Annotated in this window: 25 protein-coding genes; 12 read left to right on the forward strand and 13 right to left on the reverse strand. The window is 72.7% G+C overall.

Annotated elements, in window-relative coordinates:
* Positions 1 to 86: 86 nt before the first annotated feature.
* The 4 genes from ACZ5DC_RS33520 (at position 87) to ACZ5DC_RS33535 (ending at position 5,151) form a co-directional block, all read left to right on the forward strand.
* Positions 87 to 260: a hypothetical protein gene (locus ACZ5DC_RS33520; RefSeq protein WP_366754847.1), complete on the forward strand. Its 174-nt coding sequence runs from the start codon at positions 87 to 89 to the stop codon at positions 258 to 260.
* 200 nt (positions 261 to 460) lie between these two features.
* Entirely contained in the window at positions 461 to 4,057 is a 3,597-nt protein-coding gene (locus ACZ5DC_RS33525) for a S8 family peptidase (protein WP_468659044.1), read from the forward strand.
* Positions 4,057 to 4,698, forward strand: coding sequence for a hypothetical protein (locus ACZ5DC_RS33530; protein WP_468659046.1), 642 nt, complete (start codon positions 4,057 to 4,059; stop codon positions 4,696 to 4,698). Before ACZ5DC_RS33525 ends, ACZ5DC_RS33530 begins: the two co-directional genes overlap by 1 nt.
* Positions 4,699 to 4,950: 252 nt before the next feature.
* Positions 4,951 to 5,151: a hypothetical protein gene (locus tag ACZ5DC_RS33535; protein ID WP_468659048.1), complete on the forward strand. Its 201-nt coding sequence runs from the start codon at positions 4,951 to 4,953 to the stop codon at positions 5,149 to 5,151.
* A 12-nt stretch (positions 5,152 to 5,163) separates the two neighbouring features.
* On the opposite strand, the gene ACZ5DC_RS33540 is transcribed toward ACZ5DC_RS33535, so the two are convergent.
* The 3 genes from ACZ5DC_RS33540 to ACZ5DC_RS33550 form a co-directional block, all read right to left on the reverse strand.
* Positions 5,164 to 6,240, reverse strand: a complete 1,077-nt coding sequence (locus ACZ5DC_RS33540; protein WP_468659050.1) for a trypsin-like serine peptidase — start codon at positions 6,238 to 6,240, stop codon at positions 5,164 to 5,166.
* Positions 6,241 to 6,446: 206 nt separating this feature from the next.
* Positions 6,447 to 6,569 carry a hypothetical protein gene (locus tag ACZ5DC_RS33545; RefSeq protein WP_468659052.1) on the reverse strand — a complete coding sequence of 41 codons (123 nt, stop codon included), beginning with the start codon at positions 6,567 to 6,569 and terminating at the stop codon, positions 6,447 to 6,449.
* Between the two features lie 228 nt (positions 6,570 to 6,797).
* Complete coding sequence (locus tag ACZ5DC_RS33550) at positions 6,798 to 8,042, reverse strand: alpha/beta hydrolase family protein (protein WP_468659054.1); 1,245 nt, start codon at positions 8,040 to 8,042, stop codon at positions 6,798 to 6,800.
* A gap of 142 nt (positions 8,043 to 8,184) precedes the next feature.
* On the opposite strand from ACZ5DC_RS33550, the gene ACZ5DC_RS33555 reads away from it, so the two are divergent.
* Positions 8,185 to 8,832, forward strand: a complete 648-nt coding sequence (locus ACZ5DC_RS33555; RefSeq protein WP_468659056.1) for an HAD family hydrolase — start codon at positions 8,185 to 8,187, stop codon at positions 8,830 to 8,832.
* Here ACZ5DC_RS33555 and ACZ5DC_RS33560 read toward each other — a convergent pair.
* On the reverse strand, positions 8,805 to 9,017 hold the full coding sequence (locus ACZ5DC_RS33560) for a hypothetical protein (RefSeq protein WP_468659058.1): 213 nt from the start codon (positions 9,015 to 9,017) through the stop codon (positions 8,805 to 8,807). The genes ACZ5DC_RS33555 and ACZ5DC_RS33560 overlap by 28 nt on opposite strands.
* Positions 9,018 to 9,020: 3 nt before the next feature.
* On the reverse strand, positions 9,021 to 9,836 hold the full coding sequence (locus ACZ5DC_RS33565) for a helix-turn-helix transcriptional regulator (RefSeq protein WP_468659060.1): 816 nt from the start codon (positions 9,834 to 9,836) through the stop codon (positions 9,021 to 9,023).
* Between the two features lie 71 nt (positions 9,837 to 9,907).
* Here ACZ5DC_RS33565 and ACZ5DC_RS33570 point away from each other — a divergent pair, with 71 nt between their 5' ends.
* Positions 9,908 to 10,624: an SDR family oxidoreductase gene (locus ACZ5DC_RS33570; protein ID WP_468659062.1), complete on the forward strand. Its 717-nt coding sequence runs from the start codon at positions 9,908 to 9,910 to the stop codon at positions 10,622 to 10,624.
* Between the two features lie 469 nt (positions 10,625 to 11,093).
* Here ACZ5DC_RS33570 and ACZ5DC_RS33575 read toward each other — a convergent pair whose 3' ends face one another.
* Positions 11,094 to 11,906 carry a family 1 encapsulin nanocompartment shell protein gene (locus ACZ5DC_RS33575; protein ID WP_468659064.1) on the reverse strand — a complete coding sequence of 271 codons (813 nt, stop codon included), beginning with the start codon at positions 11,904 to 11,906 and terminating at the stop codon, positions 11,094 to 11,096.
* A complete protein-coding gene (locus ACZ5DC_RS33580) occupies positions 11,903 to 12,952 on the reverse strand; it encodes a Dyp-type peroxidase (protein WP_468659066.1) in 1,050 nt (349 codons plus the stop codon). Before ACZ5DC_RS33580 ends, ACZ5DC_RS33575 begins: the two co-directional genes overlap by 4 nt.
* A 203-nt stretch (positions 12,953 to 13,155) precedes the next feature.
* Here ACZ5DC_RS33580 and ACZ5DC_RS33585 point away from each other — a divergent pair, with 203 nt between their 5' ends.
* Positions 13,156 to 14,058, forward strand: a complete 903-nt coding sequence (locus tag ACZ5DC_RS33585) for a TIGR03619 family F420-dependent LLM class oxidoreductase (protein WP_468659068.1) — start codon at positions 13,156 to 13,158, stop codon at positions 14,056 to 14,058.
* Between the two features lie 83 nt (positions 14,059 to 14,141).
* Here ACZ5DC_RS33585 and ACZ5DC_RS33590 read toward each other — a convergent pair whose 3' ends face one another.
* From ACZ5DC_RS33590 to ACZ5DC_RS33615, 6 genes are all read right to left on the reverse strand, one after another.
* The gene (locus ACZ5DC_RS33590; RefSeq protein ID WP_468659070.1) at positions 14,142 to 16,496 is read right to left on the reverse strand and encodes an FdhF/YdeP family oxidoreductase; all 2,355 of its coding nucleotides are present in this window, start codon (positions 16,494 to 16,496) and stop codon (positions 14,142 to 14,144) included.
* Between the two features lie 85 nt (positions 16,497 to 16,581).
* Complete coding sequence (locus ACZ5DC_RS33595; protein ID WP_468659072.1) at positions 16,582 to 17,283, reverse strand: DUF1275 family protein; 702 nt, start codon at positions 17,281 to 17,283, stop codon at positions 16,582 to 16,584.
* Positions 17,280 to 18,113, reverse strand: coding sequence for an alpha/beta fold hydrolase (locus tag ACZ5DC_RS33600; RefSeq protein WP_468659074.1), 834 nt, complete (start codon positions 18,111 to 18,113; stop codon positions 17,280 to 17,282). Before ACZ5DC_RS33600 ends, ACZ5DC_RS33595 begins: the two co-directional genes overlap by 4 nt.
* Positions 18,114 to 18,571: 458 nt before the next feature.
* A complete protein-coding gene (locus ACZ5DC_RS33605) occupies positions 18,572 to 19,471 on the reverse strand; it encodes an SDR family oxidoreductase (RefSeq protein WP_468659076.1) in 900 nt (299 codons plus the stop codon).
* A gap of 104 nt (positions 19,472 to 19,575) precedes the next feature.
* Entirely contained in the window at positions 19,576 to 20,313 is a 738-nt protein-coding gene (locus ACZ5DC_RS33610; RefSeq protein WP_468659079.1) for an SDR family oxidoreductase, read from the reverse strand.
* Between the two features lie 336 nt (positions 20,314 to 20,649).
* On the reverse strand, positions 20,650 to 21,039 hold the full coding sequence (locus ACZ5DC_RS33615) for a response regulator transcription factor (RefSeq protein WP_468659081.1): 390 nt from the start codon (positions 21,037 to 21,039) through the stop codon (positions 20,650 to 20,652).
* Between the two features lie 256 nt (positions 21,040 to 21,295).
* Here ACZ5DC_RS33615 and ACZ5DC_RS33620 point away from each other — a divergent pair, with 256 nt between their 5' ends.
* The 5 genes from ACZ5DC_RS33620 to ACZ5DC_RS33640 all read left to right on the forward strand — a co-directional run bounded on the left by ACZ5DC_RS33620 (position 21,296) and on the right by ACZ5DC_RS33640 (position 24,874).
* A complete protein-coding gene (locus ACZ5DC_RS33620) occupies positions 21,296 to 21,853 on the forward strand; it encodes a hypothetical protein (protein WP_468659083.1) in 558 nt (185 codons plus the stop codon).
* A gap of 4 nt (positions 21,854 to 21,857) precedes the next feature.
* Positions 21,858 to 22,607, forward strand: coding sequence for a TetR/AcrR family transcriptional regulator (locus ACZ5DC_RS33625; RefSeq protein WP_468659085.1), 750 nt, complete (start codon positions 21,858 to 21,860; stop codon positions 22,605 to 22,607).
* Between the two features lie 473 nt (positions 22,608 to 23,080).
* Positions 23,081 to 23,440 carry a hypothetical protein gene (locus ACZ5DC_RS33630; protein WP_468659087.1) on the forward strand — a complete coding sequence of 120 codons (360 nt, stop codon included), beginning with the start codon at positions 23,081 to 23,083 and terminating at the stop codon, positions 23,438 to 23,440.
* A gap of 115 nt (positions 23,441 to 23,555) precedes the next feature.
* Complete coding sequence (locus ACZ5DC_RS33635) at positions 23,556 to 24,383, forward strand: PrsW family intramembrane metalloprotease (protein WP_468659088.1); 828 nt, start codon at positions 23,556 to 23,558, stop codon at positions 24,381 to 24,383.
* A gap of 119 nt (positions 24,384 to 24,502) precedes the next feature.
* Complete coding sequence (locus ACZ5DC_RS33640; protein WP_468659090.1) at positions 24,503 to 24,874, forward strand: hypothetical protein; 372 nt, start codon at positions 24,503 to 24,505, stop codon at positions 24,872 to 24,874.
* Positions 24,875 to 24,897 lie beyond the last annotated feature (23 nt).

A 24,897-nucleotide genomic window follows, 5' to 3' on the forward strand; every position in this document is an offset into this window, starting at 1 on the left:
ACGAAAAGTCCGGTGCCGGACGGCGGGATTAAATCCCGCATCCGAGCGATCGTTTCGGCCGCCGGCACGGCCGCACACTCATGGCCATGCCACCCGCCGAGCCCCCGACGCCCGCCCCGGAAGACGCGCCGTCCGCACCGGAACCCCGTCCCCTGGACGAACCCGTGCCGGCCCGGCCGCCGTCCGACCGGGCGGGCTCCGCCACCCCGGACGACGCAAGGACCGGCGCCGGCGACGACGCCGAGTACGAACCGCTCTGACGCGGGGGCCACGGCGCGGGGCGCCGAACGGCCCGGGATCGCCGGCCGGCCGGTGTCCTCGGGCGCACGGGGAGTCCGATCGCCGACGCGCCGCGGGTCCCCGGCCCGGACCTGTGCGCACGTTCCACGTCATTCCTCACAAGGGAGACTCATCGATGAGGTCAAGCGCAAGACGGGGCGTCAGAAGACGCCGTGGCGCGGTGACCGTCGGCCTGGCCGTCCTCGGCATGCTCGTGTCGACGACGACGGCCCAGGCCGCCGGCCCCGACCGGCAGGCGCCGCCGCCGGCCGGTGCCGCACGGACGAACAGCCCGAAGACGGCCACCGGCGGCGACCTGGCCCGGTTCGTGTCCGCGTCCGGCGGCTCCGTCCCGGTCACGCTCGTCACCGGCGACACCGTGCGCGTCGGTGTGGACGCCGGCGGCAAACCGGTCGTCCGCGGCACCGACGGCGCGCCCCGGCCGGACGGACTGCCGGTCGTGTTCCACACCTTCGCCCGCCAGGGCACGGTGTACGTCGTACCGGACGACGCCCTCGCACTGGTCGGCCAGGGACTGCTCGACTGGTCGCTCTTCGACCTCGGCCAGTTGGTGACGCTCGCCGCCGCGGGCAGGGACGACGCGGTGCCGGTGCTCGTCACCTACACCGGCGCCGGCGCGGCCGACCGGACGCGTAAGGTCGCCGGTGCGTCCGGCGGCCGGGCGCTTCCGAGCATCAACGGCCGCTCGATGAAGATCGCCGACGACGGACGGTGGTGGCGGGGGGTGCGGGGCAAAACGGCCTCCACGCCGGCCGCCGCACGGTCGGCCGGCTCCCTGACCGGGGTCAGGAAGGTGTGGCTCAACGGCCTGTCCCACATCGACCTGGAGCAGTCGGTGCCGCAGATCGGCGCGCCCGTCGCCTGGGCACGCGGCTACGACGGCACCGGGGTGACCGTGGCGGTGCTGGACACCGGTATCGACGCCACCCACCCGGACGTGTCCGCGAGCATCGTCGGGAAGGCCGACTTCACGGGCAGTCCCCAGGGAGCCAGGGACGGGCACGGGCACGGCACCCATGTGGCGTCCACGGTCCTGGGCAGCGGCGCCGCGTCCAAGGGGCTGCGCAAGGGCGTCGCACCCGGCGCCAAGCTGCTGGTGGGCAAGGTCTGCGACGACAAGGGCGAGTGTCCCGACGACGCGATCATCGCGGGCATGGACTGGGCTGCCCACTCCGGGGCCAAGGTCGTCAACCTGAGCCTGGGGGGCGAACCCACCGACGGCACCGATCCGATGAGCCAGTCGCTCAACGAGCTCAGCCGGACCACCGGGACCCTGTTCGTGGTCGCGGCCGGCAACTCCGGTCTCGTCGCCCAGAAGGTCGTCACCCCGGGCTCCGCCGACGACGCCCTGACCGTGGCGGCCGTGGACAAGAACAACGAGATGGCGCAGTTCTCCAACCGGGGGCCGCGCATCGGGGACGGCGCCGCCAAGCCCGACATCGCCGCCGCGCGCGCCGCGGGCACGGCCATGGGCACGCCGGTGGACCAGTACTACACCAAGGCCAGCGGGACCTCGATGGCGACGCCGCACGTCGCGGGCGCCGCGGCCATCATCGCCCAGCAGCATCCGGAGCTGACCGGTCAGCAGATCAAGGCACTGCTGATGGACACCGCCACCGACCTGGGACACGACATGTACGCCCAGGGCACCGGCCTGGTCGACCTGGCGACCGCGAGCGATCCGCGGATCGTCCCGAAGGGGAACCTGAACTTCGGCCGCCGTACCTTCCCGCACTCGCCGGTGACCAAGCAGATCACGTACACCAACCGCACCGACAAGGCGACCACGCTGCATCTGTCGATGCCGGTCTCCTTCGGCGACGGCAGGCCGGCCCCGGCGGGACTGTTCACCCTCGGCACGGACACGGTGGTCGTCCCCGCGGGCGGGTCCGCCCAGGTGCCGGTGACGCTGGACGGCAGGGTACTGGGCACCGACGGCCCCTACGGCGCCTACAACGGGCTGCTGAGCGCCCGTGACGACTCCGGTGCGATACAGCTGAACTCGAGGATCCACACCCTCGTCGAGGCCCAGAAGTTCCCGCTGACCCTCCACGTCGTCCCCCCGGCGGGCGCCACCGACGTCCGTTACGGCACCGCCGACTTCACGCCGGTCGACGACCAGGTCTATCTGCACGCGGGCAAGGTGTTCGAGACGGGCGCGGAGAACGTGACCGAGCAGCTCTTCCGCGGCACCTACGCGGCCCAGATCCCGGTCACCTGGCGGGACGCGGCGGGCGAGGTGCAGCAGGCCACGCCGATGGCACCGGAGGTGAGCCTCACCCAGGCGACCACGGTCACGCTGGACCTGCGCAAGGCCAGGCCGTTGCGCGTGCGGTACCCGGAATCCACCGAGACCTACAACGCGACCGACGTCGTCAACCGGGTCTCGGCGACCGGGGCCTGGTCGATGGGCTCGGCCACCGCGTTCGACTACCGCGCCACCGAACCGGACTGGTGGGTGCTGCCCACCGGCAAGGTGACCCAGGGGACCCTCACCCACGACTTCTACAGCTCGGCGACGACGCCCGTCGTCACCATGCGCGCCACCGGCGGCGGCGCCCCCTCCACCCTGTCCCCCCGCTACGTGACCCCGGACGCCTCGCTGGCCGAGACGCAGGCGTGGCTGCGCGACAACGGGGACCCGAGCACCCGGCAAGCCGCGATCCCGGTGCCGCGCCTGCCGGTCGGGGGACACCTGCCGGTGGTCCACGCCGGCGCCGGCACCGCGGCCGAGCTCGCGGACGTCGACGCCCGGGGCAAGCTCGTCCTCCTGACGCCGGCCGACATCTGCCAGGGCACCTGCGACCACACGGAACTCCGCGGGAGGGTGGCCGCCGCCGCCGACGCCGGCGCCACCGGCGTGCTGGTCTCGGCACCGGGCCTCACCTCCCTGGGCAGCCCGGCGACGTGGGACCAGTGCCCGGACGGGCCGCAGAGCTGCCCGGCGATCCAGCCGTACGCCGCACTGCCCATCGTGAGCCTGCCCTACGCCCAGGCCGAGGCCCTGATCAAGCGGATCGAGGCCGACCCGTCGCACGTCCGGATCGGCCTCGGCGGCAGCGTCGTACCGAGGGCGTACGCCGCCACGTACCACGACAACGGACAGATCCGGCCGAGCGACTACCGCATCGGCGAGGACGACCTCGACCGGGTCGACCTCCACTTCCACGCGGCACGCCCCGGGGAGGTGCACCAGCTGAGCTGGCAGCAGTCCCTCCAGGCCACGCCCGCCACCTCGCAGGTGTCCCTGCCGCACCCCTCCACGCAGCGGACCATGACGGCCTTCGTCAAGCGGGAGGACAACGCCATCAGCCGGTTCACCGCCTCCTGGGCCGAGCACGGAGCGGACTACTTCATCGCGCACAACCGCCAGGAGGTGAACGACCTGGTCCTCACCGGCAGGAACGACATCCACTGGAACGCGGGACCGGCCGTGCCGGGCGCCGCGCGGCAGGTGCGGACCGCGTCCGGCTTCACGATCGCGGCCGGACCGTGCTCGGGCTGCCGGCAGGGCGACACCTTCTACCCCACCCTCTACCTGACGGGCAGCGGCGGCGGACGCCAGGCCCTGATCGGCATCGTCGGCGACGAACTGCTCCAGCACGACTTCGTCAACCTGTCCTCGTGCGGGACGGCTCCCTCGCCCACGGTGCCGAACCTCGACTCCGTCTGCGACTTCACGCTGCTGGACGCGTCCGGTGACGAGATCGGGCGTCGCACGGAGCACCTCCCCGACGAGACCTGGACGACCCTGTGATGGCACTCGACACCGCGAAGGAGACCGACACGATGAGCACCCCGGTGACATCGGCGCGGCGCAGGAGAGGAGCCCTCATGGTGCTCGCCGCCGCAGCGGTGCTGGCGCTCGCCGGCTGCAAGGCCGGCGACCTCGTCTCCTACGACCTCCCGGCCAAGTCCGCCCGGTACACGTTCCAGACGCGGACCAACGACGTCACCACGGTGTGGCAGTACGCCTCCGCCACGGCGACCAAGGACGACGCCCCGGAGCAGAACCCGTGCATCGGCGAGCTGGTCGGCAGCAACCAGGCGGCCTGCCGCCCCGAGCCGCTGATCTTCCTGCGCTACGACTTCGGCCTGGCCCTCGACAACACGGCCAAGGCCGGGGAGAAGCACGAGGTCACCGTCGTCGGCTACTACCAGCCGCGGCTCACCGCGCTGCCCGAGGTGACCTCACTGAAGGCGGAGACCACCTTCGACGGAGGCAGGACCTGGCAGCCCGCGGCCACGAAGGCGGCCGGGAAGAACACGTTCACCACCACCATCAGCAACCCGCGGCGGGAGAAGGCCGCCGAGGGCGTCGGACTGAGGATCAGCGCCACCGACAGCCAGGGCAACACCGTCCGGCAGACCATCCCGACGGCGTACACGCTGCGCTGACGATCCCCCATGGGCGCGACGGAGCGGGGCGGGAGGCGACTCCCGCCCCGCTCTCCCGTGGCGGAGAGCCGTGCGGGCCGTGCCCGGAACCCGGTCCGCCATTCGCGGTGATGGTATGGAGATGTGCCGAATCTCCGCGGTGAGCCTCGCTTCGGGCCGGCCGGACCCCGAGGCTGGGTGTGAGCGGTGGCGGCCTGTCCGAGCGGCACGCCGGCGGCCGCGCCTCACCGGCCGATCGACCGAGGAGTACGCATGCGTCTGCGCAAACGAGCGGTTTCCGCCCTGTTCGTGGCCACCGCGGCCTTCACCGCCCTCGCCCCCCTGGCCGTAGCCGCCCCCATGCCCTGGGAGACCAGCAGGACCCCCACGGCCCCGGCGCACGGCACCGCCTCCGCCGCGGCCGACGGCAGCGGTACGGTCACCGTGCTCTGCGGGAGCCCCTGCTACCAGTAGGCGCCGCCGGTCCTATCGCGACTGCGCCCAGTCGTAGAGGCGGTGGGCGTCGGCGCCGAAGCGCGTGGCGTAGAGCGCGGGGCCCTGCCCGCCCGCGAGTTCCTCGTCGGTGGTGGTGACGCCCACGACGGTGCCGGTACCGGTGCGGGTGTCGAAGCCGGCCAGGTGCGGGCCACCGCTCGACCCGGCGGACATGTCGCAGGTCTCACCCCACAGCAGGGGCGTCTTGGGACCGGGGTGGCTCGGGCCCGCGCAGTGGATCATCCGGGAGCCGACGTACCTGTCCCCGGGGTCGTTGAGTCCGTAGTCCGGGTATCCGAAGGCGTGCACGAACTCGCCCTCGGCGGGCCGGCCGAACCCGATGCGCTGGCTTCCGGTGATGTCCGCGATCGGACGCCCGCCGGCGGCGGGGTTCGCCACGAGGAGTCCCGTGTCGTAGCCGGCGGCGGCGACGTCCGAGGAGTCCGTGGTGTCCGGATCGGCGTTCCAGCGGGACGAGGTCGCCATGGTCCTGATGGTGAAACCGCCGAGCGGTTTCGTGCCGTTGCGGTAGCCGGGCACGAAGTAGAAGTTGTGGTTCCAGGTGTCGTCGGCGGAAGGCGAGCCGACGCCTCTGAGGCAGTGGGCTGCCGTGACGACGGTACTGCGGTTGGCGCCGGCGACGACCGTCGCGGTGCAACTGCCGTCGTAGCCGTCGGAGAAGGTGAAGAACAGGCGGCCGACGTTCTTCTCCACCGCCCCGCCGTGGGTCCACACCGACCCGGGGTCCGGTGTGTCCGGGGGGAGCGGCCGCGGGTCGTCCGGTGTGTTGTCGTCCTCGGGCACGGGGGTGATCTCGGGGACCAGGGCGCCCGCCAGCTTCATCCGCTCGGGGGTCCAGTAGGCGTCGATCCGGTCGCGCTCCTGTGCGGTCGTGGCGCCGGCATGGGTGGTGAGGGCATCCGCGCGCGCCGCGCCACCGGCGGCCGCGGCCGGTGTGACCAGGGCGACGACGGCCGACGACACCGCGACGGTGACGCAGAGCGCGTGCCGGAGGGTCCTGCGGGTGCTGTCCTGGTGACCGCGTGGACGGTCGGAAGGTGTGAGCATGCGCGGGACGGTAGCCACGCGATGTCAGGAAGCGGTCAGAGGAGTGTGCGATCCGTGTCCGCACCGCGGGCCCGCGTTCCCGTGCCGGACCGCTTCCCGGGCGGGCGGAAGGCGTGCCGGGCCGCTCTGCGGGTCGGGTGGCCGGTTCCGGCACGCCGGTGGCGAGTCGCGGTGGTGCGGCGCGGCTGCGCGGGTCTGCGGAAGGGTCAACGGGTCCGGAAGCGGCGGTGGCGGTCGACCCGCCTGGCGCCGGCGTCGTCGCCGTGGCCGAACCCGCGGTACGCCAGCTGGGCCTGCTCGAACCGGCCGTCGCCGCGGTTGCGCGACACCCAGACCCCCTCGTCGGCGAAGCCGACGTGGTCGGGGTTGCCGTCACCGGTGACGTCGCGGGGAAGCGGAGGTGCCTGCTTCCCGTGCGCCCCTGGGCGCGTCCGGACTCGCTCCCCGACCCACTTCCACCCTTGGTCGACGCCGAAGTCGTGGGCGGCGTACAGGGGTTCGCCGAACGTGCCGTCCTCGTCCTGGAGGGAGACCGGTGGTCTCGACGAGGTGACCGGTCACCGGGGGAAGAAGCGCGCCTCCGGGTAGCGGTCCGACGGGCCGTCCAGCAGGCCGTGGTCGTCCCGGCCGCGCAGCCAGCGGTCGAAGAAGGCGGCGAGGTAGGCCCGTTGGGCGCTGATCGCGCGCCGCGGTGCGATGGTGCCGATGTTCTCGACGACCGTCTCGCGGGGCAGGCCGAGCCGATGGGCGATCTGCGGGACGACCGCCTCCGCGTCGGTGTAGGTCGCGTGTGACGCGCCACGCAGGGTCAGGCCCCGGCGCCAGCCGTGGCCCCGCCGCCACAGGGAGTCCCAGGACGGCACGGTGCCGAGGTCGTTGCCCTCCTTGCCGATCAGCAGGAAGGGGCGGTCGAGGCCGTCGGCGGCGACGGTGGAGAGGTTGCCGGGGGTGCCGTCGTCCTGGACGTAGGCGAGGACGCCGTCGAGGTCGGCCGCCGCCGCGACGCGCGGGTCGTCGTGCATCGCCTGCAAGGCCGTGAAACCTCCCGCCGACTGGCCGAACATGCCGATGCGGTCCAGGTCCGGCGAGCCGCGCAAACCCCGGGGCAGCGCACGGGGCAGTTCATCGAGGACGAAGCGGGTGTCGGCCACCCGCACGGCCAGCGTCTTCCGCAGGAGCGCGGTGATGCGGTCCGGGTCCGGGTACGCCTTGGCGTACTCCGCGGGAAGTACGGTGCTTTCGACACGGCCGCCGGGGAACTGGACAGCCGTGGCGTCGTAGGTGTGGTCGATCGTCACGACGACATATCCCCGGGAGGCGAGGTCGTCGCAGAGCGTGGTGCCCAGGGAACGCGGGTCCCCGGCGCCGGGTGAGCAGCAGATGACCGGGTACGGGCCCGAGTCCCGGTCGGCCGGGGCGCCTTCATGAGCGTGGGTACGCGTGGCGGACCAGTCGACCTCGTCGCCCGGCACACCGGAGAGGTTGTTCAGAGCGGCGAACCCGGCGGCCTCCCCGGGGAGCATCTGGGGGGCGGCCGGGTACGCGCCGGCGGCGCGGGCCGGATACCGGATGCCGACCATGAGCTCCCGGTACGGCTGCGAGGCCGTCCAGGGATCGGGGCGCGAGGCGTCGACGAGGCGCAGCGAGACCGTCCCCACGGGGTACGGCCCACTGGGCGCGGGCAGCGTCAGCCGCACGAGCCGGGCCTCGCGCGGGGCGGCGGAGACGGTCCGCGCGGAGGTGGCGGACAGGGTGACGGCGGCGGCGACGGCCGACAGCAAGGCGGTGCGGCGGGTCTGCATGGGGCCTCCTCGTCTGTACGTGTTCACAGCCCCTCACCCTCGTGGACCGGCTCGTCCGCCACCATCCGGCAGGCCGGTCGTCGCACAGGGGGGTTACCCGGACCTGTCCGTATCCGCGGAGGGCCGGGTAGGGTCCGTGCTCGTGAGACTCGCGATCTTCGACTTGGACGGCACCCTGGTGGACCGCACCGGTGCCGTGGCCGACGCCATAGCCACCCTCAGCCACGACCACGGCTACGGCCCCGAGATCGAGACCTGGCTGCTGACCGAACTCGCCGACCGCGCCGACCGGTCCGACTTCGACCGCCTGCGCGCCGCCTTCCCGATCGCCGAGTCCGCTGATCACCTCTGGCGCGTCTACATCGACCGCATGGCGTCCGCCGTGACCTGCCGCCCCGCCGTGCTCGCCGCGCTCACCCGCCTCAAGGACGCCGGCTGGAGCATCGGAGTCGCCACGAACGGCTCCAGCGACATCCAGCGCGCGAAAGTGCGCGCGACCGGGCTCGCCGACCTGATCGACGGCATCGCCGCGTCCGGCGACATCGACGTCCGCAAACCGGATGCGAGGCTCTTCGAGCTCGCCGCCGCCCGGTGCGGCACCCAGCTCACCCCGGGCGACTGGATGACCGGCGACGATCCGGAAGCGGACATCGCCGGCGGCTACGGCGCCGGCCTGCGCACGATATGGGTCCGGGGCCGCACCTGGCCCGACGGCCTGGACACCCCCCACCACACCGTGGACGACGTCAGCGAGGCCATCGACTACCTGCTCACCCACTCCCCGCAGTAGCCCCACACGGCCTGCATGCGGCCGCGCCGGGCGGCGACTTCGCGCAGCGCGTCGTGCAGATCCTCCACCGCGGTGGACGCCGCGACCGGCAACCCGCGTATCCGGGCCCGGTGGTCGGCCTCCCACTCCCCTGTCTTCGCGGAGACGACGCCGATCCGGTGGAGTCCCCCGTCGACGCGTCCCATGTCTCAGGTCGCCTGCCTGGCCATCCTGTGCAGGGTCCGCGCGGCAGGTGATCCGGGGTCGGCCGTGATCAGGACGACTTCCTGGTCATCCTCGGGCACGAGCAGGACGTCACAGTTCAAGCGCAGCGTGCCGGTCTCCGGGTGATCGAGGATCTTGGTGCGGTGCCCGGGGGCGTGGACCGGACGCGTTTGCCATATCTGTCGGAACTCCTCGCTGCCGGTGTGCAGTTCGGCTAGCAGAGCGGTCAGCCGCGGGTCATGCGGGTAGCGGTCGGCGGCCCGTCGCAGCCGCGCCACCACGATGTGCCCGAACTCCTCGGCGCTGGAGCTCTCGTACATCCGCCCCTGGCCGAGGAAGCGGCGCCGGGCCAGGTTCGTCCTGCCGCCTCCGAGATCGCCGCCGAGCAGTGCCTGGGCCAGGGGGTTCCAGGCGACGACGCCGTACGCCGCGTCGGTGACGATGGCGCCGGTCTCCGGCAACCGCTCCAGCATCCGGGCCACATGCGGGCGTACCCTCCGCACGGCGCTGATGCCGGGCGGCGCGCTCGAGCCCGCCAGGCGGAACAGGTGGCTGCGCTCGGCCGGCGTGAGCCGTAGTGCCTGGGACAACGCGTCCAGGATCCGAGCGGACGGCCGCGGGCCCCGGGCCTGCTCCAGCCGCGTGTAGTAGTCGACCGACATGTGGGCGAGTTCCGCCACCTCTTCGCGGCGCAGGCCCGGTGTCCGGCGATCGGTGCCCGTCGCCGTCAGGCCGATCTCGTGCGGACGCAGGGCCGCCCGGCGGTCCCGCAGGAAGCGGGCCAGCTCCTGCCGTGCCATGCCGCCTCCTCCCACTGCCTGGTACAGGTTGTCCCTGGCAGGGCGCCCACAGCCAGGGGACGGTAGTTGCCATGAACGATCGCACAGCTCTGGTCACCGGTGCCAACAAGGGCATCGGCAAGCACATCGCCCGGCTCCTCGCCGCCGAGGGCCTCACCGTGTACGTGGGCTCCCGCGACCGCGGGCTCGGACAGCGAGCCGTCGCGGAGATCGGCGCAGGCGCCCGCCTGCTGGTCCTCGACGTGACAGATCCTGACGGCATCGCACGGGCCGCGACCCAGGTGGACCGTCTGGACGTGCTGGTCAACAACGCCGGGATCTCACCGTCACTCGCCCCGCCGGCCGACACGGGCGTCGAGGAGTTCCGGCGCACTTACGAGACCAACGTCTTCGGGGTGGTGGCGGTGACCAATGCCTTCCTGCCCGCCCTGCGCCGGTCCCCGCGTCCGCGCATCGTCAACGTCTCCAGCGGCACCGCATCGCTGACCTGGAGCACGAACCCCAACCCCCAGTTCACCCCGGGAAGCGGTGGCGCCGCCGCCTACCGGTCGTCCAAGGCCGCCCTCAACGCCCTCACCGTCCTTTACGCCCAGACGCTGGCCGAGGACGGCTTCAAGGTCAACGCGCTCGCCCCCGGCATACGGGCCACCGACCTCAACCCCCTGGCCGCCGCTGCCGGCGACGACCCGGCCGAGGCCGCCCAGGGAGCCGCCCGCCTGGCCCTGCTGCCGGACGACGGCCCCACCGGTGGCTTCTTCTCCTGGGACGGAACGCCGGTTCCCTGGTGAGCGGCGCCGCGAAGCGGGCTTGGCAGCGGCGCAAGGAGGCCGCGCAGACGGGTGCGCGCTCATCGCCCTCGGCGCGGGCCGGCGCCGCTTACGGGCTGATACTGCACATGGGCCGCGGCGTGGACGAAGGTCATCCACGCCCCCGCGGTGGAGCCCCCACCGCCGAGGAGGACACGCGCGCCAGGAGCGCCACGTCCGGCGGGCGGGACCTGCGCCGCGTCTCCGCGCTGTTCCCGCCCTCTGCGGCTTCGACGGCGGTGTCCTGGGCGGCGCCGGCTCTCCGACCGCCTCGCGCGGGGCGGCACATCGACCTCGCCCTCACCCTCGTCGGCGCCTGCGCCGCCATGGCCGTGGTCGGCTTACCTCGTCGTCGTCCGCGACATCGAGCGCGTCGAACTGCCGCAGGAGGGGCACGCCGGGAACGGCGCGGCACCGGGTGGCCGCACGTCCACCCGGTGCCGCTCGCGCGTCAGGCGTCGGCCGGGGCGGGTGACAGGGCCACCACGGCCTCCCCGGTGTACGCCAGGAAGGTCAGGGTCTCCTGGAAGTACAGGGTGACGCTCGTCGCGTCGTGCGACAGGTAGCCGATCGACACGTCCTGGCCGAGGCGCAGTTCGAAGTCGCCGCCGCGGGTGGAGAGCAGGAAGGCGCCGTCGATGGCGGGCGCCCAGACGATGTCGCCGTCGAGCAGCCGGGCGAGGTGCTTGATGACCGGGTAGCCGTGGTCGGAGGTCTCGCTGACGGCCGTGTACGCCTCGGCGCTCAGCGCCAGCGTGTAGGCGCCGTCCACACCGGCCAGGCGCAGGGCCGTGACCGCCTGGCTGACGGCGTCCGGGTAGTCGCGCACGTCGGCGGGGAGCGTCAGCTCCGGGTTGGCGGAGCTCGCCCGCAGCCCGGTGATCCCGGCCGCCGGGTAGCCCTCGAACACGGCCCGGTCCTCGGCGAACGCCAGCCGCCGGGCCGCGTCCTTCACCGGCTGCCAGTCGGCGTCCTTGGCGCCCCGGGCGACGTCGTCCACCTGCCGGCGGTCCACGGTGAACGGCACCCGCAGTTCCACCAGCGGCTGGAAGCGGCGGGTGTGCGCGATGACCCCGTCCGCGGGGGTGTCGAGGGCGTCCAGGTGACCGGTGCCCACGCCGGCGAGACCGAGGCCGCCCGGTTCGGGGACGTCGACGACGCGGCGGGCCGCGACATGGCGCTTGAAGGTGCGGCGGGCCTCCTCCTCCAGGTCGGCCCACGCGGCCTCGGAGACGGGCGCGAGTTCACGGTGCAGGTTGTTCATCGGGAAGGGCTCCGCTTCATGCTGCCGATCCCGAGGGAGGACCCGGAGGATCGGACCTGGCTGTCGGTCGGTGTGGCGGCGGCGACGGCCCCGGCGGCCGGCGGCTCGGGGAGGTCTTCGAGGAAGTCCGCGGACGGCGTGAAGAACAGGGTGCCGGTGACCGCGGTGGAGAAGTCCAGGATCCGGTCGTGCGGCGCCGACTCCGTGCCCAGGAACATCCGCTCCAGCATCGTCTCCGTCACCTCGGGGGTGCGGGCGTAGCCGATGAAGTAGGTGCCGAACTCGCCCCGGCCGGCCGCGCCGAAGGGCATGTTGTCGCGCAGGATCTCGTGCTCGGTGCCGTCCGGGTCGGTGACCGTGGTCAGGGCGACGTGTGAGTCGGCGGGTTTGACGTCGTCGGCGAGTTCCACGTCGGACAGCTTGCGCCGGCCGATCACCCGTTCCTGCGCCTCGACCGGCAGGGCCTCCCATGCCTCCAGGTCGTGCAGGTACTTCTGTACGACGACGTAGCTGCCGCCCGCGAACGGCGGGTCCTCGTCGCCGATGAGCACGGCCGCGCGCGCCGCGGCGCCCGTCGGGTTCTCCGTGCCGTCGACGAAGCCGAGCAGGTCGCGTTCGTCGAAGTACTTGAAGCCCTGCACCTCGTCCTGGACCGTGACCGCGCCGCGCAGCCGGCTCATGATCTCCGTGGCGAGCGCGAAGCACAGGTCGAGCCGCGCGGCCCGGATGTGGAAGAGTAGGTCGCCGGGGGTGGCGACGGCCCGGTGCACCGGTCCCCTCAGTTCCCGGAAGGGGTGCAGCCGGGCCGGGCGCGGCCCGCCGAACAGGCGGTCCCAGGCGTGCGAGCCGATACTCGTGACACAGCTGAGCCGGCCCTCGGGCTGGGCGCGGAACCCCACGGCCCGTTCCAGTGAGCCGACGTCGGACAGCAGCTCGCGGACCGTGGTCTCGCCGCCGCTGTCGATGGTGACCACCAGGAAGACCGCCGCGCTGGTCAGCGGGGACAGGACCATCTGGGGCACCGGTTCGGGGACGTCTTGGGACATGTGTGTCATACCCTCCCAGTCGATTCGGTGACGGACAAATGCATGGATCAGCCACACTCTAGGGCGAACCCGTGGCCCGCGCGCGACAATCGCCACCGGGACGAGCAGACACCTTGCGCGGCCGGCGACACACGTGTGCGCCCGTACATGCCTCGGCGTGTGTAGGCTGGGCGCACCCGTCGGCCCACCCCGCGAAGGCAGCCATGCGCATCGGATTCGCACTCCCCCAGTTCCACCGTCAGGCGTTCGAGGTCGCCCGGGCCGCGGAGTTCGCGCGGGAAGTGGAACGGGCCGGTGCCGCGAGCCTCTGGGTGGGCGACCGCACCCTGGCGGCCGTGCGGCCCAGCGTCGGCTACGGCGGACAGGGCACCACCATTCCGCCGGAACTCAACCCGGCCGCCGACCCCTTCGTGCTCCTCGGGGTGGCCGCCGCCGCGACCGAGCGGGCGCTGCTCGGTTCACACGTGCTCATCGCACCCCTGTACCCGCCCGTGCAGCTGGCACGGGCGCTGACGACCATCGACCTGGTCAGCGGCGGCCGGCTGCTGGCCGGGTTCGGCATCGGCTGGTCGCCGGAGGAGTACGAGGCCGCGGGGCGGGACTTCAGCCGGCGCGGGGCCCTGCTGGACGAGCTCCTCGACGCGCTCGAAGCCGTGTGGACCGAGGACCCCGCCGAGTACTCCGGGGCGCTGCTGTCGGTGCCCCGGCACCACGCCCCGCTCAAGCCCGCCCGGCTGCCGCGCCCCCCGGTGTACCTGGGCGCGCTCTCCGAGCGGGCGCTGCGCCGGGTCGCGCGGCGCGCGGACGGGTGGCTGCCGCTGTGCGTGGTGCCGGAGTACGTGGACACCGACGGCCTGACCGCCCAGCGGGCGCGGCTCGACACGTGGGCGCGTGCCGCCGGGCGGGACCCGGGGGACATCGACACCGTGCTGCGGGTCAACGTCTCCACGGGCACGGGCGTGCGGGCGGTGGCGGACGCGATCCGTTCCGTGCGCGACCGGACGGGCATCGAGCACGTCATGGTGGACACCATGTACGAGGTGGAGACGGTGGAGGAGTCCCTCACGTACGCGCGCGAGCTGCTCGACCTGCTGCGCGCCGGCTGACCGTCCCCCGGGCCCGGCACGACACCGGTTCGGCGCGGCCCATGACCCGGGGCAGCAGGACCGCCTGCTGTCGTCATGGCCGGTCAGTCCTCGGCACTGGGCGCGACCCGCACCTTGATGTTCTTCATCAGGGGCTGGTTGCTCTGCGTGCTGTAGTCGCTCGCGGCGACCAGGACGTTCATCTCCGGCATGTACCCGGCGGCGCAGCCCCGGGGCATGCTGTACTCGATCGCCGTGTACCGCTTGAGCTGCCGCCGGCTGCCGTCGCGGGCGGTGGCGGTGATGTCGACGAGGCTGTCGGGCTTGATGCCGCGGGCCCGCATGTCGTCGCCGTTCATCAGGATGAGGGTGCGCAGGTTGCTGATGCCGCGGTAGCGGTCGTCGTCCGAGTAGATCGTGGTGTTCCACTGGTCGTGGCTGCGCATGGTCTGCAGGACGAGCACATCGTCCCGCGGCGGCGCTTCGGGCAGCGGCGCGGCGGAGAACTCGGCGCGGCCGGACGGGGTGAGGAAGACCAGTTCCCGGGCGGGCTGTCTGATGCGGAAGCCGAGCGGGAGCCGCACCCTGCGGTTGAAGTCCTCGAAGCCGTCCAGGACCTTGGCCATGGTGTCGCGGATGCGGTCGTAGTCCTCGACGTACGACTCCCAGGGCGTGCCGCTCTCCGGGAGGGTGGCCCGCGCCATGCCGGCGATGATGGCCGGCTCGGACAGCAGGTGCGGGGAGGCGGGCTTCTTCATGCCGGCCGACAGGTGCACCATGCTCATCGAGTCCTCCACGGAGACGGACTGCGGGCCCCGCCGCTGGTGGTCCTTCTCGGTGCGGCCGAGGCAGGGCAGGATCAGCGCCTTCCGGCCGTGCACCAGGTGGCTGCGGTTGAGCTTGGTACTGACGTGCACGGTGAGTTCGCAGGTGCGCAGCCCCTGGGAGGTGTACGCGGTGTCCGGCGCGGCGAGCACGAAGTTGCCGCCCATGCCGACGAAGACCTTCACCCAGCCCTGGTTCATGGCCTCGATGGTGTCGACGGTGTCCATGCCGTGCTCGCGCGGCGGGTCGATGCGGCAGACGTCGGCGAGCCGGTCCAGGAACTCGGGCCGGGGCCGGTGGTCGATGCCGCAGGTGCGGTTGCCCTGGACGTTGCTGTGCCCGCGCACCGGCGAGGGGCCGGCGCCCTCCCGGCCGAGGTTGCCGCGCAGCAGCAGGACGTTGACGATCTCGCGGACGGTGTCGACGCCGTGCTCGTGCTGGGTCAGGCCGAGGCACCAGCTGATCAGGGTGCGGTCGGAGCGGGAGTAGATCCCGGCGGCCTTGAGGATGTCGGCCCGGGTGAGGCCGGACTGCTCCTCCAGTTCCTCCCAGGAGGTGGCCTCGCACAGTTCGCGGTAGGCGTCGAAGCCGTGGGTGTGGCGCTCGATGAACTCCTTGTCGAGCGCCCTGGGGTCGCTGCGGCTCTCCTCCAGGACGGCCTTGGCGATGCCCCGCAGCAGGGCCATGTCGCCGCCCGCGCGGACCTGGAGGTTGAGGGTGCTGGTGCGGGTGGCCTTGAACAGGGCCATGTCCGTGAACTCGTGCGGCACGATCGTGCTGGTCGCCGCCGCCTCGACCAGGGGGTTCACATGGACGATCTGCGCGCCGCGCCGGTAGGCCTCGGCGAGCGCGGTGAGCATGCGGGGGGCGTTGGAGGCCGCGTTGACGCCCATGACGAACAGGGCGTCGGCGGTCTCCCAGTCCTTGAGGTCGACGGTTCCCTTGCCGGTGCCGAGGGCCGCCGTCAGGGCCCGGCCGGATGCCTCGTGGCACATGTTGGAGCAGTCGGGCAGGTTGTTGGTGCCGAACTCGCGGGCCATCAGCTGGTAGAGGAAGGTCGCCTCGTTGCTCAGCCGGCCCGAGGTGTAGAAGGCGGCCTCGTCGGGGCTGTCCAGGGCGCGCAGTGTGCGGCCGACGAGGGCGAAGGCGTCCTGCCAGGTGATCGGGACGTACCGGTCGCTGGCTTCGTCGTAGACGAGGGGCTCGGTCAGCCGGCCCTGGTCCTCCAGGGCGAAGTCGGACCACGTGGACAGCTCGGAGACGGTGTGCCGGGCGAAGAAGCCGGCGCCGACCCGCTTGCCGGTCATCTCCCAGGTGACGTGCTTGATGCCGTTCTCGCAGATGTCGAGCTTGAGGCCCTTGGTGTCGTCGGGCCAGGCGCAGCCGGGGCAGTCGAAGCCGCCGTTCTCGTGGTTCATCCTGAGGACGGCCCGGGGCCCTTCGAACAGCGCCCGTTCCTTGATCAGCACCCGGCCGACGCTCTTGGCGGCGCCCCAGCCGGCCGCCGGGTGGTGGTAGGGGCGGTGCGCCGGCCGCTTGTCGACGGCCGGGCCGTCGCCGCCGGTGGCCGAGCGGCCGACCGCGCCGTCCCGCGGGTGCGGGTCCGGCGTCGGGTCAACATCGGATGCGGTCATGTCGTGCGCTCTCTTCGTCGAATCGGGCCGGTTCGCAAACGGGATGGCTCAGCGGGCTCAGGGCTCAGGGCTCAGGGCTCAGGGCTCAGGGCTCCGGCGGGACGACGGCCGGGCGGGCCGGCGCGCGCAGCCAGGTCGCCGCCAGCGCCGCGGTGACGAGCAGGGCCGGCGCGAGCGGGGCCCCGGGGCGCAGCCAGCGGTGGACGGCGCCCTCGACCGCGGCCCCGGCGATCAGCGCGGCCACGATGCCGACGCTGCGGGTCCGCAGGCGTCCCCGGGTGGCGAACTCCGTGACGGCGGAGGTGAGCAGGCCCGTCAGATAGGCGGTGGTGATCTCGCTGCCGGCGGTGACGCGGACGCTGCCGTTCTGGCAGCCCATGGCGAGGGCCGTGAGGAACAGCAGCAGGGTGCGGGCCGCGCCGTGCGGTGCCATGTGCCAGCCCAGCCAGCCGCAGACCACCAGCCACAGCAGCAGGGCCTCCAGGAGCAGGCCGCCCCGGATGCCCGCGCCCCGGAGCCGGCCCCGGCCGGCCGCCACCAGGCCGCCGGCCGCCGCCCCGGCGACATAGCCGAGCAGGGCCACGGCGACGAGGCGGGCGGCGGCCAGGTGGGCGTCGCCCAGGTGCAGGCCGAGGAGCGCGGAGTTGGCCGTGACGACGCTGGTGAAGACACCGTCGAGCGCGAGGAACCCGAAGGCGTTCGCCGCTCCGGCCGCGAGGGTCAGCAGGTGCCGGGTGGCTCCGTTCCGCCCGGGCCACGGGGACCGGTCGGGGCTCGGCGCGGTCACTTGGCGAGGAAGTCCAGCAGGGCGGTGTTGACTTCCTCGGGGTGGGTCCAGGCGATGTTGTGCGGGCCGCCCTCGACCGTCACGAACGTCAGGTCCTTGATCAGTCCGGGCAGCCGCCGGGCGGTGTTCTCGTACGGCAGGATGCGGTCCGCGTCGCCGTGCACCAGCAGCGTCGGCACGTCGATCTTCGGCAGGTCGTCACGGAAGTCCGTCAGCCAGGTGTCGACGCACGCGTACGCCGCCCACGCGGACGCCGCCACCGCGACGTTGAAGCTGTTCTGCCACGCCTGGTCGCTGATCCGCGTCCCGGCGTACATGTCGACGTTGTAGAAGTCGTCGAGGAAGTCCTTGAAGTACGCGGGCCGGTCCTTCAGCACGGCCGCCTTGATGCCCTCGAACACCGACCCGTCGACACCCTCCGGGTTGTCGTCGGTCTTCAGCAGGAACGGCGGGATCGCGCCCAGCAGCACCGCCTTCGCGACCCGCTCCGATCCGTACCGGCCCAGGTACCGGGTGACCTCGCCCGTGCCCATCGAGAACCCGACGAGGACGACGTCCCGCAGGTCCAGGTGGTCCAGCAGCGCCTCCAGGTCCGCCGCGAACGTGTCGTAGTCGTAGCCCACCGTCGGCCGGCTCGACCGGCCGAATCCCCGCCGGTCGTACGTGATCACGCGGTACCCCGCCTCCAGCAGCACCCGCTCCTGCTTCTCCCAGGAGTGGCCGTCGAGCGGATAACCGTGGATCAGCACCACCGGACGGCCACTGCCGTGATCCTCGTAGTACAGATCGATCGACTCGGAGTTCTCCCGGCCCACCGTCACGAATCCCATGGCACACGCCTTCCGTCGGATTTCCGCTGCTGTCGAGCCTTCCAGCGGTCCGCCCGTTCCGCATCACATGAACGTGCGAGGCGCGGGGGCGCGGGCGGTTCGGCCGGCGGGAGGAAGACGACACGGGGACTGTTCCGCGGGCTGACGCCGAACTCGCCGACGTGCGTGACGCCCGCGACGGCAGCGGTCAGGCGCCGGCCGTCGGCCGGAGGGAACCGTCCGCGTGCGTGCCGCGCCCGTGGGAGGGGCCCGGCGCGGGTTCGGCCGGCCCGCCGCCGGCGCCCGGCGGATCGGACGGACGGGCGTGTCGTGAGGCGGCACGGCCGCTGGCGGACCGGCTACGACACCCGCTGATCGGAGCCCCGGCCGAGGCCGGCTGCCCGACGGTGTGCCTCAACGGCGCTTCCGCGGGCTGGCCCCGAACTCGCCGACGTGCGTGACGCCCGCGGCGGCAGCCGTCAGGCGTCGGCCGGGTGGACGGTCAGCAGGTCGTCCAGGCCGATCCGGGTCAGGAACTCGCGGCGGATGCGGTCGGCGACCTCCGAGACCTCTTCGGAGCCGTCGTCCGCCGGGTCGATGTGGACCCGGAAGGGGCGCTCGCCGTCGGGCAGGGCCACGATCCGGGCGATCTCGTCGGAGACCAGCGAGGCCTCGGCGCCCTCGGGGGCGAGCGCCGCGAGCTTCTGGGAGACCTGCTGGAGCAGACCCGGGTACCGGCTCTCGTACTCCGCCTCGACGGCGCCGTCGGCCGGGTGGCCGGAGTGGGCGAAGTGGTTGGTGCCGCTGGTGAAGGAGCCGGGCACCACGATCGAGGTCTCGACGCCCCAGCGGGCGAGTTCCCCGGCGTAGCTGACCGCGAGGGAGTCCATCGCGGCCTTGGCGGCGAAGTAGGGGGCGAGGTAGGGCGGGGTGCCGCCCTTGACGCTGGAGCTGGAGACCCACACGACCAGGCCCCGGCCGGCCTGCCGCAGGTGGGGCAGCACGGCCCGGTTGACCCGCTGCGTGGACAGCACGTTGACGTCGTACAACTGCGCCAACTGCTCCGGGGTGAACGCCTCGGCCGGCCCGGTGACCATGTGACCGGCGTTGTGGATCACCACGTCGATACGGCCGTGCTCCCCGATCACCCGCTTGACGGCCGAGTCGACGGAGTCGTCGGAGTTGACGTCCAGTTCGATGGGGCGCAGGTCGGCACCGTGTTCCTCCGCGTAGTCGGCGGCGGCGCGGACCTGCGGCGTGTTGCGGCCGGTGGTCTCCCGCATCCCGGCGTAGACGGTGTTGCCGGCGTCGGCGAGGGCGCGTGCGGTGAGCGCGCCGAAGCCGCTGGAGGCACCGGTGATGACGACGATCCTGCTCATGGGAATCTCCTCGACCGCGGGGTGGACTGGCGAAGGGCTGGGGCGGGTGAAGGGGGGTGGCGTGGGGGCGTCGGGGGGCAGGGGGTGGGGAGAGGCGCCGGGTGTCAGGCGATGCCGCCGTTGGCGTAGATGGTCTGGCCGTTGATCCAGCGGGCCGGCCCGGCCAGGAAGGCGACGGCCTCCGCGATGTCCTCGGGGGTGCCGAGCCGCTCCAGCGGGGCCGCCTTGGCGAGGTTGTCGAGCGCCGCCTGGTCCTTGCCCTCCAGGAACAGCGGGGTGGCGGTGGGGCCGGGGGCGACGGCGTTGACGGTGATGTCCTTGCCCCGCAGTTCACGGGCGAGCACCAGGGTCATCGCCTCGACCGCGCCCTTGCTCGCGGCGTAGGCGCCGTAGGTGGGGAACTGGAGCCGGGTGAGGGAGGAGGAGACGTTGATCAGCGCGCCGCCGCGGCGCAGCCGGCGGGCCGCCTGCTGGGAGACGACGAAGGTGCCGCGGATGTTGGTCCGGTGCATGCGGTCCAGGTCGTCGAGGTCCAGCGTGGCGATCGGCGACAGGAGCATGATGCCCGCCGAGTTGACCACGACGTCGATGCCTCCGAACTCCGCCTCGACGGCGTCGAACGCCGCGGCCATGGCGACCTCGTCGGCCACGTCGCCGCCCACCGCGATCGCCCTGCCGCCGCGGGCCCTGACCGCCTCGACGGCCTCGTCGGCCCTGGCCTTGTTGCCCGCGTAGTGCACCACGACGGCGACACCGTCCTGGGCCAGGCGGTCGGCCACGGCCCGGCCGATGCCTCCGGTACCGCCGGTGACCAGTGCGACGCGGGTGTTCGTTTCGGTCATCGTGACCACTCCTTCGTGTGGTGGGGCAAGGTGTCCGACCGGCGGATTACATCGCCGCTCCCGTCCTTGCGTTATCGACGATAACAAGGGATCGGAATGATGGCAACACTTTCTTGTGAGCATCGATAACAGCCAGCGGCAGCGGTGCCATGACGGCCCGGGACCGACGTGGTCGGGCTCGTCGGCCGGGTGCACGCGGACACGAAGGACCGGCCGGAGGCCGGATACGCGCACGCCGAGGGAACGGGGCGCACGTGGCGCGCGGACATCACCGGATGCCGGCCGTGCCGCAAAGCCTCAGACAGCGGGCTCAGACAGTGCGCTCAGACAGCGCGCTCAGACAGCGGGGTCTACGGCCGGATCCCCGGACGGCGGGCGGAAGATGCCCTTGAGATCGGCGTCGAACAGCCGGTCCTTGGCGATGAAGGTCTCGATGCCGGCCTGCTCCAGCTCCTCCGCGGACCAGAACGACTGCTCCGTGGAGGTCAGCACGATCCGGGGCGGCTGTTCCTCCTCGCGCAGCATCCGCGCGACGGCCACGCCGTCACGGTCGGGAAGATGCAGATCGAGCAGCAGTCCGTCCGGCCGGTGCGCACGCACAGCCGCCAGAGCCGACGCGCCGTCCTCCGACTCCGCGACGACGTGCAGACCACGCGCGGTCAGCAGCAGCCTGGCGATGCGGCGGAATCCCGGGTCGTCGTCCACGACCACGATGTTGACGGACATGCTCACCAGAATGCCTCGTGCTCCGAGTGCTGAACCATAGGGTCAGCCCCACGTTACCGCTCGGCGCGGGAGGGGATTTCCACACGTCCCGAAGCGTCCCGGCCGGTGCGCCCGGCCCGGACCCTGGGGATCTCCCCACCGCAGCGGGGGGAACGCGTGGGGGCGGCTCCATCGCGGCGCGGGCGAGCGGCGGCGATCCTGGTACACGGAAACCTCCTCCCCCGGCCGGCCCAGGACCCGAAACGGCAGACACGGCATGCTACGAATCCCGAGGATCCCCTGGCTGTGGGTGATCTGCGCCCTGGTGGCCCTGTGGCTGGCGGTCATCTGCTTCTTCATCCAGGAGGAAGGCGGCGGGGCCCCGCCCGACCGGGGGGCGAGCAGCGTCAGCGCCCTGCGGACCGCCGCGGCGGCGGCCGTCCGCACCCGGGACCCCGCCGCCTTCCAGCGGCTGTTCGCGCCGGACGACACCGGCTCCCGGTACGCGAGCCGGTACCTCACCGGGCTCTTCGCCCATCCGGTCGCCGGCCTGCGCCTCGCGACGGAGCCCTACCAGGGCCTGCGGTACCTGGTTCTGCGAGGCATGTCGGGCGAGCATGCGGTCTGCTCGGCCTGGACGATCCAGCGGTACGGCGCCCGGAGCGTCCTGAGTGCCGTACCGCCCCTGGCCGACGTGTGCGGCGCGACGGCGCCGGCGGGGAGGCCCGTGACATTGCCGCAATCGCTGTCGCCGCTGCCCTCACTGCCGTCACCCCTCTCGCTGCCCTCACTGCCGTCACCGTCAGCGTCGATCACAGTGAACCGTTATCATTGATTTCATGACAGCATCCGAGACGATCCCGCAGCCGCGCGAGCGGATCCTGCGGGCAGCGGCCGACCTGCTCGCCGACGGCGGACGGGAGGCGGTGTCCACGCGTTCCGTCAGCGCGGCCGCGGGCGTACAGGCCCAGACCATCTACCGGCAGTTCGGCGACATGCAGGGACTCCTCGACGAGGTCGCCCAGCGCGGCTTCGCCTCCTACCTCGCCGAGAAGCAGGCCAACCTCGCCTCCGGTGACGCGGTCGACCAACTGCGGCACGGCTGGGACCTGCACGTGGCCTTCGGGCTCGCCAACCCGGCTCTCTACCGGCTGCTGTACACCGACCCCCGGCCGGGCGAGGGCGCCACGGTCATGGGCGAGGCGTACGACATCCTGGTGCGGCTCGTCACCCGGGTCGCCGAAGCGGGCCGGCTGCGCATGAGCGTCGAGGCCGCGGCCGCGATGATCCACGCGGCGGGCATCGGTGTGACCGTCACGCTGATCAGCGCGAGCGCCGCCGGGCGGCTCGCCGAGCACGAGGGCCTGTCGGAGAACACGCGGGACGCCGTCCTCGCGGCCCTGATCGCGGACGAACGGGACACCGGCGCCGCCGAGTCACGCGCCGATCGCGGCGCCCGGCACGCCGTGGCGCTCAAGGCCCTGCTCGACGAGGAGGACGGCAGGCGGCCCTTCACCCCGGGCGAGCACCTGCTGCTCACCGAATGGCTCACCCGCCTGACCAACAGGCCGCTCGGCGAAGGCGACTGATGCCGCGTCAGGCAATGTGCTCCCCGGCCGGGAGCGGGCGTCGGTCGCTGTGATACGTGCGGCGGCGCCGGTGCACGACTGCGAGTCCGCGGAGGTGAGACCGATCAACGCTGTGACAGGTCGGGGCTCCCTCTTCCGCGTGGTCTGGGGAGCGCCCGCGGAACGCATCCCGCAAGGCCCGGAACGCTGATGCGCTTCACCTCCCAGACGTCATCGGACGGCGTCACCGAACACTTCTTCACCCTCGACGGGATCCCCGGCGCGCTGTGGACGCCGGAAGGCGCCTCTGGTACTCGTCCCCTGATCCTGCCGGGCCACGGCGACGGGCAGCACAAGACGGCCCCGGCAGCGCGGCCCGCGCCCGCCGCTACGCCGCCGAAAGTTTGCGGTCGTCGCGACCGACGCGCCCCACCACGGCGACCGCCCCCGGGACGAGGAGTTCGGCCGGTCAGGCCGTCGCGGACTGGCGGACGGTGCTGACCGCGGTCCAGCACCTCGACCAGGCCGGCGTCGGCGCGGGTGGCTGCTGCGGTATGTCGATGGGCTGCGGGCTCGGCATTCCGCTCATCGTCGCCGAGCCGAGGATCCGAGCGGCGGTGCTGGGCCTGCTCGGGGTGCACGGTCTGGCCGAGGACGCCGCGCGGATCACCGTACCGGTGCAGTTCGTGGTCCGGTGGGACGACCAGTTGGTTCCGCGGGACCAGAGCCTGGCGTTGTTCGACGCGCTGGCCTCGTCCGAGAAGACCCTGCGCGCCGACACCGGCGGGCACGGAGATGTGCCGCCCTTCGAAGCGGACGGCTCCCCGCGGTTCTTCACCCGGCATCTGAGCTGACCCGGCATCACCGTCTCCTCCCCCACGGGCGCCCGAATTCGCACGAACGTGTGATGCGGGCCGTCGCGGGACCGGGCACTGTCGGCTCGTCCACGTCTGGGAGGGAGTCGTGCCCGTGTCGCTCACACACCGATCGGTCCGGTTCGGCCGGAGCGGGCCGGCCCGCGTCGGCCGCCGCTGGGGCTGGGTCGCCGTCCTGCTGGTCGGCCTGCTGCTGTTCTGGCTGATCCACTCGGCCCTGGTCTCCACGGAGAACCCCAACCTGATCCCCGCTCTGCTGTTCTTCGGAGCGGCGCTGGTGCCGTCGTCCTTCGTCGCCTTCGTGGCGGGCCGGCGGCTCGACTTCGGCGCCGGCGCGGGGGTCGTCGCGGTGACCGCCCTCGCGGGCGGTGCGATCGGGGTGACCACCGCCGGGTTCCTGGAGTACCGGACGCTGCGGCTGCTGGACGTCCTGCCGATGGTCGCCGTCGGAGTGATCGAGGAGGCGGCGAAACTCATCGTCCCGGCCCTGCTGCTCCTGGTCATCCGCGACCGGCACCCCGGCGACGGGCTGCTGATCGGTGTGGCCTCCGGCGCCGGGTTCGCCGTCTTCGAGACGATGGGCTACGCCTTCGTCGAACTCGTCGACTCCAACGGCGACCTGTCCGCGGTGGACGACCTCCTGGTGTGGCGCGGACTGCTGAGCCCCGCCGCGCACATGGCCTGGACGGGCCTGACGGCCGCGGCCCTGTGGTCCGCCGCCGCCCACGGCCGGCGCCGCCGCTCCGTGGGGCTGTTCGTGTGCGTCTACGCGGTCGCGGTCACCCTGCACACCCTGTGGGACAGCCTGGACAGCGACATCGCCTACGGCGTGCTGGCCGCGATCAGCCTGTCCCTCCTGGTGTACGCCACCCACCGCCTGGCGGCCCCGGGACGGGTGCCCGCGCGGGTGGCGGTGGGCTGACGCGGTCCGGACCGTCCATGGCGGACGGTCCGGGACGACGATCCCGTTGCCGAAGCCCGGCCTGGACCGGATCAGGCCGGCGGGCGCGCGTGAGGGTGTGTCAGTAACGCTGCCGCCGCTTGGGCTCCCTGGCCCGCCGGACCCTGCTGTGCGAACTGCTCGGCTCGCTGGGCTCCGAACTCGAACGGAACATCTCCGCCGAGTCCGCGCGCGACTTCGAAATGGCCCACGTCCGGCTGCTGACCGCCCTGGCGGAACTGCTGCGCCGGCACATCACCGCACTGAGCCCCGCGGCCGCACGCGAGCTGGTCTCCCTGACGGTCGTCTGCACGGCGGGACTGTGGCCCTTCGCGCATCCCTCACCCGCCGTCGCAGAGGCGCGGCAGGACCCGGAACTCGCCGCCACGAAGGTCGCCTTCGCCGAGCGGCCGGACCGCGACCTGCACGTCGCCGCCACCGGACTGGTCCACCTGGAAGAACGGACCACCTGACACAGGGGTACGCCGAACCACAT

This window comes from Streptomyces sp. NPDC031445, assembly GCF_055581365.1.

Bases quoted from the DNA above. Each gene is read 5' to 3' on its own strand.
- ACZ5DC_RS33580 (WP_468659066.1), bottom strand. From the start codon at position 12,952: ATGTCCCAAGACGTCCCCGAACCGGTGCCCCAGATGGTCCTGTCCCCG.
- ACZ5DC_RS33625 (WP_468659085.1), top strand. From the start codon at position 21,858: ATGACAGCATCCGAGACGATCCCGCAGCCGCGCGAGCGGATCCTGCGG.
- ACZ5DC_RS33585 (WP_468659068.1), top strand. From the start codon at position 13,156: ATGCGCATCGGATTCGCACTCCCCCAGTTCCACCGTCAGGCGTTCGAG.
- ACZ5DC_RS33565 (WP_468659060.1), bottom strand. From the start codon at position 9,836: ATGGCACGGCAGGAGCTGGCCCGCTTCCTGCGGGACCGCCGGGCGGCC.
- ACZ5DC_RS33575 (WP_468659064.1), bottom strand. From the start codon at position 11,906: ATGAACAACCTGCACCGTGAACTCGCGCCCGTCTCCGAGGCCGCGTGG.
- ACZ5DC_RS33605 (WP_468659076.1), bottom strand. From the start codon at position 19,471: ATGAGCAGGATCGTCGTCATCACCGGTGCCTCCAGCGGCTTCGGCGCG.
- ACZ5DC_RS33535 (WP_468659048.1), top strand. From the start codon at position 4,951: ATGCGTCTGCGCAAACGAGCGGTTTCCGCCCTGTTCGTGGCCACCGCG.
- ACZ5DC_RS33570 (WP_468659062.1), top strand. From the start codon at position 9,908: ATGAACGATCGCACAGCTCTGGTCACCGGTGCCAACAAGGGCATCGGC.
- ACZ5DC_RS33550 (WP_468659054.1), bottom strand. From the start codon at position 8,042: ATGCAGACCCGCCGCACCGCCTTGCTGTCGGCCGTCGCCGCCGCCGTC.
- ACZ5DC_RS33530 (WP_468659046.1), top strand. From the start codon at position 4,057: ATGGCACTCGACACCGCGAAGGAGACCGACACGATGAGCACCCCGGTG.
- ACZ5DC_RS33540 (WP_468659050.1), bottom strand. From the start codon at position 6,240: ATGCTCACACCTTCCGACCGTCCACGCGGTCACCAGGACAGCACCCGC.
- ACZ5DC_RS33560 (WP_468659058.1), bottom strand. From the start codon at position 9,017: ATGGGACGCGTCGACGGGGGACTCCACCGGATCGGCGTCGTCTCCGCG.
- ACZ5DC_RS33620 (WP_468659083.1), top strand. From the start codon at position 21,296: ATGCTACGAATCCCGAGGATCCCCTGGCTGTGGGTGATCTGCGCCCTG.
- ACZ5DC_RS33610 (WP_468659079.1), bottom strand. From the start codon at position 20,313: ATGACCGAAACGAACACCCGCGTCGCACTGGTCACCGGCGGTACCGGA.
- ACZ5DC_RS33590 (WP_468659070.1), bottom strand. From the start codon at position 16,496: ATGACCGCATCCGATGTTGACCCGACGCCGGACCCGCACCCGCGGGAC.
- ACZ5DC_RS33520 (WP_366754847.1), top strand. From the start codon at position 87: ATGCCACCCGCCGAGCCCCCGACGCCCGCCCCGGAAGACGCGCCGTCC.
- ACZ5DC_RS33615 (WP_468659081.1), bottom strand. From the start codon at position 21,039: ATGTCCGTCAACATCGTGGTCGTGGACGACGACCCGGGATTCCGCCGC.
- ACZ5DC_RS33600 (WP_468659074.1), bottom strand. From the start codon at position 18,113: ATGGGATTCGTGACGGTGGGCCGGGAGAACTCCGAGTCGATCGATCTG.